The organism is Sediminibacillus terrae (assembly GCF_009602435.1).
GTDB classification, from domain to species: domain Bacteria; phylum Bacillota; class Bacilli; order Bacillales; family Amphibacillaceae; genus Sediminibacillus; species Sediminibacillus terrae.
This window is the reverse complement of sequence record NZ_VZDQ01000005.1, coordinates 19,072-27,527: the sequence shown is the minus strand read 5'-3', so window position 1 is coordinate 27,527 and position 8,456 is coordinate 19,072. Positions and strand designations below refer to the sequence as shown.

9 protein-coding genes are annotated in these 8,456 nt (G+C 44.1%); 2 read left to right on the top strand and 7 right to left on the bottom strand.

The annotated features are described in order from the left end of the window. The first annotated feature begins 47 nt into the window (after positions 1-47). Positions 48-1,187 (top strand): IscS subfamily cysteine desulfurase, encoded by a 1,140-nt coding sequence (locus F6X55_RS01910; RefSeq protein WP_026568983.1) that lies wholly within the window; start codon positions 48-50, stop codon positions 1,185-1,187. A gap of 37 nt (positions 1,188-1,224) precedes the next feature. Continuing rightward, on the top strand, positions 1,225-1,764 hold the full coding sequence (locus tag F6X55_RS01905) for a transcription repressor NadR (protein WP_026568982.1): 540 nt from the start codon (positions 1,225-1,227) through the stop codon (positions 1,762-1,764). A 334-nt stretch (positions 1,765-2,098) separates the two neighbouring features. On the opposite strand, the gene F6X55_RS01900 is transcribed toward F6X55_RS01905, so the two are convergent. The 7 genes from F6X55_RS01900 to F6X55_RS01870 all read right to left on the bottom strand — a co-directional run bounded on the left by F6X55_RS01900 (position 2,099) and on the right by F6X55_RS01870 (position 8,187). After that, positions 2,099-2,728 (bottom strand): 50S ribosomal protein L25/general stress protein Ctc, encoded by a 630-nt coding sequence (locus F6X55_RS01900; RefSeq protein WP_026568981.1) that lies wholly within the window; start codon positions 2,726-2,728, stop codon positions 2,099-2,101. Between the two features lie 205 nt (positions 2,729-2,933). Next, entirely contained in the window at positions 2,934-3,887 is a 954-nt protein-coding gene (locus tag F6X55_RS01895; protein WP_026568980.1) for a ribose-phosphate diphosphokinase, read from the bottom strand. Positions 3,888-3,902: 15 nt separating this feature from the next. After that, complete coding sequence (glmU, locus tag F6X55_RS01890) at positions 3,903-5,282, bottom strand: bifunctional UDP-N-acetylglucosamine diphosphorylase/glucosamine-1-phosphate N-acetyltransferase GlmU (RefSeq protein WP_153461755.1); 1,380 nt, start codon at positions 5,280-5,282, stop codon at positions 3,903-3,905. A 324-nt stretch (positions 5,283-5,606) separates the two neighbouring features. Further along, positions 5,607-5,897 (bottom strand): septation regulator SpoVG, encoded by a 291-nt coding sequence (gene spoVG, locus F6X55_RS01885; RefSeq protein WP_026568978.1) that lies wholly within the window; start codon positions 5,895-5,897, stop codon positions 5,607-5,609. A gap of 254 nt (positions 5,898-6,151) precedes the next feature. Next, entirely contained in the window at positions 6,152-6,964 is an 813-nt protein-coding gene (purR, locus tag F6X55_RS01880) for a pur operon repressor (protein ID WP_026568977.1), read from the bottom strand. Positions 6,965-7,018: 54 nt separating this feature from the next. After that, positions 7,019-7,888 carry a 4-(cytidine 5'-diphospho)-2-C-methyl-D-erythritol kinase gene (gene ispE, locus F6X55_RS01875; protein WP_153461753.1) on the bottom strand — a complete coding sequence of 290 codons (870 nt, stop codon included), beginning with the start codon at positions 7,886-7,888 and terminating at the stop codon, positions 7,019-7,021. A 119-nt stretch (positions 7,889-8,007) separates the two neighbouring features. Beyond that, positions 8,008-8,187, bottom strand: coding sequence for a small, acid-soluble spore protein, alpha/beta type (locus F6X55_RS01870; RefSeq protein WP_026568975.1), 180 nt, complete (start codon positions 8,185-8,187; stop codon positions 8,008-8,010). Between the last annotated feature and the right edge of the window lie 269 nt (positions 8,188-8,456).

The window sequence follows — 8,456 nt, the reverse complement described above, 5'->3', positions numbered from 1 at the left end:
TTTTTCCCGCAATTTAGAACTTCCTTAAAAAAGAAAGGAGAAAAAAGATGATATACATGGACCACGCCGCCACAACCCCCCCACGTGAAGAAGCATTGCAAATGTACATGGAAGCATCAAAACATTTTTTTGGCAACTCAAGCAGTTTACATGATGCCGGCTCACAGGCAAACCGGCTTTTGGAAAATTGCCGAAATCAATTAGGGCAGCTTCTACTAGCTGATAAGGATGGCATCTATTTTACCAGTGGAGGCAGTGAATCGAATATCCTTGCACTGCAATCCTTGATAGAAGCGAATGCTCATAAGGGAAATCACTTAATCACCAGCAGCATCGAGCATTCTTCCATTCTGCATTTTTTTGCCCGTATGGAAGCCTTCGGTTATGAGGTGACCTATTTGCCGGTAGATTCGCATGGATTGATCGATTTGGAGGAGTTGAAGGCCTCTATCCGCGAAGAAACCATTTTGGCATCCATACAACATGGAAACGGGGAAATAGGCACCATTCAGCCAATTAATGAAATTGGCAATCTGCTTCATTCAAAAGGCATCTTATTTCATAGCGACTGTGTCCAAACATTTTGCAAATTGCCTTTAACTCTCGCTGATCTTCCGATTGATAGCATCTCTGTTTCGAGTCATAAAGTTTATGGACCCAAAGGAGTCGGAGCGGTTTATATCAATCCGACTGTACCATACAAAGCTTTACTGCCAAACACCACGCATGAAAAAGGATTCCGCCCAGGAACTGTCAATGTCCCGGGTATCGCGGCGTTCGTTACAGCGGCAGAACTGCTTCAGGATGAAATGCCAGTCAATCAAGAGCGGTATAAACAGCTTCGCTCCAAGTTTATCGAATTACTTTCAAATATGCCTGTCGATGTAGAAATAGAAAGCAGTGCAGTCGAGCAACTTCCCCATATTGTTGGAGTCCGCTTTCCAGGAGTTCAGGGACAATACGTTATGCTGGAATGTAATAGGAGAGGGTTGGCTGTCTCTACCGGCTCTGCGTGCAGTAGCGGGCAGCAGGATCCTTCCAGAACAATGCAAGCAATTGGCAGGACCGATGATCAGGCCATCGAATTCATCCGTTTTTCATTCGGCCGGGAAACAACCGACGCTGAAATTACCGAGGCAGCAAAAATACTTAATGCTTTACTAGCAGATTTCTTTATTACACAATAAGGACAAATCAGTAGTGTAACGATAAGGAGTGTGGAAGATGGGGAGTAACCAAAAGCTGACAGGAGAAAAGAGACGGGTGGCAATTTTGAAGTGGCTGAAAGATGCTAAGAAGCCGATTACCGGTGGTGAACTTGCAGAAAAAACAGCCGTCAGCAGACAAGTTATCGTCCAGGATATCTCTTTGTTGAAAGCAAAAAATGAGCCGATCATGGCAACAAGTCAAGGATATTTATATATACGCGATACGCCTGATCATTCCTTGCACAAACGGGTGATCGCCTGCATCCACCAGCCAGATCAAACAAAAGAGGAGTTATATCTGTTGGTAGACCATGGGGTGACAGTAAAAGATGTCCGTATTGAGCATCCAGTCTACGGCGATTTGACTGCTTCCATTATGGTAAGCAGCCGACATGAAGTAGATCAGTTCCTTGATAAAATTCAATCAACAAACGCTGCCTATCTCTCCCAGCTTACGGATGGGACCCATCTGCATACTCTAGAAGCAGATACGGAGGAAAAGTTGAGTGCAGCATGTCAAGCTTTGGAGAAAGCGGACATCCTCATTCATAATTGAATAACAGATCGTTTCTATAAAAAAAATGCCGGGATGAAAGAATGGCCACCAAAGCAAAAACCGAGCGAATTCGATTAGTAGTTAAAATTCGCTCGGTTTCTTAATGTTAAGTAGCCCTCTGATAGAACCCCTTTTATCCTGTTGTTACAGGCGTGTTTTAGCTTTCCACACAGCATGAGGCTAAAGCGAAAATGGGATTTACCCTATTCATAAGAGAAGAGTTGGACGATTTACTCTTTGCTAAGCAAGTTTAGGAAAAAAAAACAAAAAAACCGAACGAAATCGTTCGGTTTTTTGGCACTGTGCTTATACCCTCATGCTCTTGGGGTTTAACCTATTCTTCCTCTTTATTCTTCTCCGCATCGACTAACTCCGGCTCCGTTTGCTCTTCGTCGGTTTCTTCTTCTTCTGTACCCGAATCAGGAGTCAAAATAGAGACGATGGTAGTGCCCTCATCTTCGGTGATTTCATAGTCACCGTTTGCAGATAAGTCAGAAACGGTAATGCTTTCGCCAACCTGCAGATTTGCAACATCTACGACGATTTCCTCAGGGATATTACCCGGCTTGGCGCGGACAGCCAAATTGTAGAGCGGCTGTTGCAGCACACCTCCATCTTTGGAGCCTTGGGCTTCACCTTCCAAATGGATTGGTACTTCCACATCGATTTCCTGAGACATATTGACTGCATAGAAGTCTGCATGAATCAGCTCGTCCCTCAGTGGTTCCACTTGATAGTCATGCAGCATGACATCAACCGAATCCCCGTCCACGCTCAAAGAAATAATCGCGTTACGCCCTTCGTCTCGAACAGTTTTAAGCAGTTCTATACTATTCACAGCCACTGTTTTTGGCTCTTTTCCTTTCCCATATACAACAGCAGGGACTAGCCCTTGCTGTCTAATCAATCTTGTATGTGATTTTTTTAAATCTTCCCGTTTCTCTGCCTTAAGAGTTACTGCCAAGTTAATCACCCTCCATTGAAATTAAAAACAATCTAATTGTCATTATTTCCCGCTAACCGGCATACGTAAACATCATAAACATTGGGCAAAACAAGTTGATTACTTCCTGGGGTCCTATTCTCGCTGTTTGTTCTATGGAAGAAGTCCGGTGTCCTCAATAATTTCTTTTGCCTTAAAAACAGGCAGGACTAGTTAAGCAATACTATCAATCGAACAAGATACTTACAGACTGTAGTTCATGTACGCGAATGATCGCTTCACTGATTAATGGAGCAACGGATAGCTGCGATATTTTTTCGATTTGTTTCTCTTCTTTTAGTGGAATCGTATTGGTTACAATCAGTTCCTTGATTTTCGATTGATCAATTCTTTCTATAGCGGGGCCAGAAAGAACTGGGTGTGTACAACAAGCATACACTTCTTTTGCACCATTTTCAATTAAAGCATTGGCGGCAAGCGTAATGGTCCCTGCGGTATCGATAATATCATCGATCAAGATGGCCGTCTTCCCTTCAATATTTCCGACGATATTCATTACTTCGGAAACATTGGGCCGAGGTCTCCGTTTATCGATGATGGCAATTGGCGCTTTCAAACGATCAGCCATTTGACGTGCCCTGGTCACCCCGCCGTGATCTGGAGAGACGATAACCAAATCATCCAGGTTCATTTCTTGGAAATAATCGGACAGAATTGGCACACCAACTAGTTGATCGACAGGAATATTGAAGAATCCTTGAATTTGCGGGGCATGCAAATCCAACGTGATAACCCGGGAAGCCCCTGCCGTTTGCAATAAATCGGCAACGAGTTTGGCCGTGATTGGCTCCCTTGCCCGTGCTTTACGGTCTTGTCTTGCATAACCATAGTATGGAATGACGATATTGATGGACTTTGCAGAAGCCCGTTTTAACGCATCGATCATGATCAACAGTTCCATTAAGTGCTGGTTGACCGGTTCGCTTGTCGATTGAACGACATAGACATCGCACCCGCGAATACTTTCCTCGATATTGATTTGCACCTCGCCATCACTAAAGGTCGAGACCGAACATTTACCCAATTCCGTTCCAATATGGGCAGCTATTTGTTCCGCCAGATGCGGATTGGAATTTAATGTGAATACCCGCAGTGATGAGTCTTTATATCCAGTTGCCATCTGATAAGCCCTCCATTAATCTTTTTTCGGTTTTTTTATTTTCTTGGCATAGTCTTCTTTGTTCGTCTGTCTGGCCCGGGCGATGGAGAGTGCTTCTTCCGGAACATTTTGGTTGATGGTAGAACCAGCGGCAACGTAAGCACCCTTGCCGACAGTAACAGGCGCAATCAGATTGGAATTACATCCGATGAACGCGTCATCCTCTATTTTAGTCAAGTGCTTATTCTCGCCGTCATAATTGACCGTAATCGTGCCACAGCCAATATTTACGCCCTTGCCGATCTCCGCATCGCCAATATAGCTTAAATGGGAAACCTTGCTGTTTTCTTCTACGGCCGCTTTTTTGACTTCTACAAAGTTGCCGATTTTCACCTGGTCACCAAGCGAACTTTGCGGACGAATATGGGCAAAGGGGCCGACTTGCACGCGTGCTCCGATTTCGCTGTCCTTCGCGACACTTTGACGGATTACCGTTTCAGTACCTACCGTGCAATTTTCGATTTCAGAATTCGGACCAATTACTGCGTCGCTTTCAATTACCGTATTACCTTTCAAGATGGTTCCAGGATAAATCACTACATCCTGTTCGATAACTACTTCGGGGGCGATATACGTGTTTTCTGGATCAGTGATGGTAACCCCGTTTCTCATATGCTGCTCATTAACCCGTTTTTTCATCAGTTTCTCTGCCTGAGAGAGTGCCACTCTGTCATTTACTCCGATCGTTTCATCAAAAGTATCCGTTTGAAATGCACTGACTTTCTCTCCGCTCTGCTTCAAGATTTCCAGTACATCCGGTAAATAATACTCACCTTGGGCATTTTCATTCGAAACTTGCTTTAAGGCGGCGAATAAGGCCTGATTATCAAAACAGTACGTGCCCGTATTTATTTCACTGATTGCAAGCTCCTGAGTCGAAGCATCTTTATGTTCCACGACTTTTTCGACATTGTCGTTTTCATTTCGGACCACACGTCCATATCCCGTCGGATCGGGAGCTTCTGCCGTTAAAATGGTGGCCTTCGCACCTTCGCTGTCATGATGGTTCATCAAGGCTTCTAATGTATGGTTGGTCAGTAGCGGCGTGTCACCACTGACGACTATTGTCGTTCCTTCTTTGTCCTGAAGAAGGTTTTCCGCTTGAAGTACAGCATGTCCTGTTCCCAACTGTTCTTCCTGAATAACAAATTCCACTTTTTCGCCAAGCTGATCTTGTACCTTTTCAGCTCCGTATCCTACTACTGTTATTAGCTTTTCCAAATCCAGCTTATTTAATTGATCTACAACATGTTGTACCATCGGGCGTCCCATCACTGGATGCAACACTTTATAAAGCTTCGACTTCATCCTTGTTCCCTGCCCAGCTGCCAACACAACGGCATACCTTTTGGTCATGTAGAAACCTCCATTTTCATCCCTGTTTTTATCTGCAGGTGCGAAAAAAAACGGCCGCAAGTCCAGGAATATTCTTCCTGCCGGCTATCGATTCGCGTCTCTTCTGATATAATTTATCCAGTTATGAATATATCTTAAAACACAAGGCATTTCAATAGAGAGCCCCTGTATCCGGGCAGTGGTTTCCAAGCGTTATGCCTATCTTTCTAAAGTCCCTTGATAGAGTCAAAAAGTTTTTCCGGTTGTTCAACAGAAGGAACTCTCGATTTTAAACATAAAAAGAAGCCTAATCTAAGAAGATTAGACCCCTGCTGCTCCCAAGCTTTAAGAAGCACCCGCTTCTTCATATTCTACTTCCACTTCTCCGGCACGGTGATATTCTTCTAATACAGCGTCTTGAATTTTTCCTCTGGTATTAGAATTAATCGGATGCGCGATATCGCGAAATTCCCCATCAGGAGTACGTTTAGAAGGCATTGCTACGAATAACCCGTTGTTGCCGTCTATGACGCGAATGTCATGGACAACAAACTCCTGATCCAACGTAATAGAAGCAATTGCTCGCATTCTTCCCTCGGTATTAACGCGGCGTAATCTGACGTCTGTTACTTCCATTATGTTTCACCACCTTTTCCCTATAGAACTTATTACCATAAATTCAACAAAATAAGAATAAATCCTGCCTGTTTTAAAAATTTTTTTAAAAAAGATGTTTATTTTTTCGGGAAAAGATAAATTGGTGAACAAAAAATCGATATGCACTGGGCGCATTGCTGTTCCATGTAAAAAAAACACATCGATCGGCGACCTCGTTCAAGCAATGACGGGTGGATCGCAACACTTATTTCCGATTCTGAAATGAACCATACTCAGGAAAACAAGTTGCCGCGGTGAACCTCGATCTGTCTGTTTTTGACATCGACATTGGTGATTTGGATAAGCGACGTGTATTCTGTAACGACTCTTTCTTCATCCTCGTCCTCCGCCTCGGCCAGGACACCGATTGCTGCTACTTCAGCACGGAATTCCTCCATTAAATTTTTCATCCCATTGACCGTTCCGCCAGCTTTCATAAAATCATCGATAATACAAACCCTGGCGCCCTCTTGAAGGCTTCGTTTCGAAAGGACCATGGTTTGGATTTTCCTCGAAGAACCAGAAACATAGTTAATGCTCACAGTCGAACCTTCTGTCACTTTTGGATCACGTCGGACAATTACCACCGGAACATTCAAAAATGCAGCTACTGCATAGGCCAGCGGAATGCCTTTGGTGGCGACAGTCACGACTACATCGATCTCTGAATTGGCAAATGCACTGGCAAACAACCTGCCGATATTTCTTACTTTGGATGGTTCTCCCAGGATATCACTCATGTATAAATAACCGCCGGGAAGCAGCCGATTCGGATCTTCCAGTTCTTCGCACAGTTGGTCGATGAAACGCTCACTGTTTTCTTGGGAATACTCCGGAATGTATTTAACTCCTCCAGCAGCCCCTGATACGGATTCCAAATAACCAATCCCCAAATTTTGAAGGTTCTGGTTTATAATTGCCAAATCTTCACTGATGGAAGACTTGGCTGCATCGAACTCCGCTGAAAAAAACGGGAGGGAGACAAGCTGGGACGGATGTTCAACCAAATAATTTGTCATTGCCACCAAACGGTCACTTCTTTTCATGTTTGCACCTCAAAAACCGAATATTTTCCTTAAACATAACACTTATGTACGTATTCAATCAAGTAGCTGATGATACCCAAGCATCCTTACAACATAAACTTCATCACAAAATCCTCTTAGACTGTTATATATACGATAAGCACGTGATTCCTGATGGGCCAGGGAGAAGACAGTCGGGCCACTGCCGCTCATCAATACGGCATCAGCACCTGCTAGTTCCATCTGTTGTTTGATTTGTCTTACTTCCGGATACATCGGCAGGGTGACTGACTCAAGGACGTTTCCGACTTTCTTGCACATTGCGTCAAAGTCTTCAGCTTCTAGCGCTTTGATCATTCCCTTTGTGTCTGGATGGTCCACACCGTCCGGAGAGAAGTTTTGATAAATGGTTTGTGTCGAAACACCGATTGCCGGTTTGGCCAACACAACCCAGCAGGATGGCGGTGCCGGAAGTTCTTCAATCAACTCCCCTCTTCCTTTAGCCAAAGCGGTTGTGTTATAAACGCAAAAAGAAACATCAGAACCTATCCGGGCTCCTAAATCCGCCATTTCCTTTACAGACATGCCAAGCTGCCATAGCCTGTTCAATCCGCGGATGACGGCTGCGGCGTCGCTGCTTCCTCCTGCTAGTCCGGCTGCTACCGGAATGTTCTTTTCAATAAAAATGTTCAGCCCTTTTTTTACATTATATGTATCCTTCACCAATTTCGCTGCCCGATATGCGAGATTCCGTTCGTCGTTCGGGACAAATTGGTTTTCAGAGTCGATGATTATTTTATCGGAAGGAAGTTCCGCAAGCCCTATCCGGTCCGCTAAATCAATCGTGGTCATCACCATTTCGATTTCATGGTAATTATCTGGCCGTTTATAGAGAACATCCAGGCTCAAATTGATTTTTGCCGGTGCTTTTTCAAGTAATTGCATCGTACCACCTGCTTTTATTGATATTTATTTTATAAATAGTATCATATCATAATGCTTAACCGCCAAGATACTGACGCCTGGTTCATACTGATGATAAAAAGGGGACAAACCCCTTTTATTCAGGATTTGTCCCTTTGAAGCTGCTGTTCGGCCATCTCAACTGCACGCTTGACCATATTTCCGGCATCACGCGCCTTGATTCCACCCCAGCCTTCTTTTTGCACCGTGTCGTAAAAACCTAATTCCTTTGCAATTTCCTCTTTCAACTGGTCTGACATGATTCCTCTGCGCCTGCCCATGAAAGAACAGCCCCTTTCAAAGTAAGCTTTTTACGACATTCCTAGTGTATCCTTGAAACAACAGGCTACACCTTTCTTTTGTGTGCAATTATGGGAAAATTTATAAACAAAAACAGGAATGCGCGCTTTTGCGGCCACGGCATCTCTCCAGGGCCCTTTCCTTCTGCAGCTTTCGGAGTTGACAAAAGCGCAGGCTTCCACTAGCCGGAATACAGGCTATTCCGGCTAATAATCATTTACAGGCAAGAACAAATTCGGGCATAGAAAAA

Excerpts from the sequence above, each read along its gene's own strand:
- F6X55_RS01910 (WP_026568983.1), top strand. The coding sequence starts at position 48 with ATGATATACATGGACCACGCCGCCACAACCCCCCCACGTGAAGAAGCA.
- glmU (WP_153461755.1), bottom strand. The coding sequence starts at position 5,282 with ATGACCAAAAGGTATGCCGTTGTGTTGGCAGCTGGGCAGGGAACAAGG.
- F6X55_RS01905 (WP_026568982.1), top strand. The coding sequence starts at position 1,225 with ATGGGGAGTAACCAAAAGCTGACAGGAGAAAAGAGACGGGTGGCAATT.
- spoVG (WP_026568978.1), bottom strand. The coding sequence starts at position 5,897 with ATGGAAGTAACAGACGTCAGATTACGCCGCGTTAATACCGAGGGAAGA.
- ispE (WP_153461753.1), bottom strand. The coding sequence starts at position 7,888 with ATGCAATTACTTGAAAAAGCACCGGCAAAAATCAATTTGAGCCTGGAT.
- F6X55_RS01895 (WP_026568980.1), bottom strand. The coding sequence starts at position 3,887 with ATGGCAACTGGATATAAAGACTCATCACTGCGGGTATTCACATTAAAT.
- F6X55_RS01870 (WP_026568975.1), bottom strand. The coding sequence starts at position 8,187 with ATGGGCAGGCGCAGAGGAATCATGTCAGACCAGTTGAAAGAGGAAATT.
- purR (WP_026568977.1), bottom strand. The coding sequence starts at position 6,964 with ATGAAAAGAAGTGACCGTTTGGTGGCAATGACAAATTATTTGGTTGAA.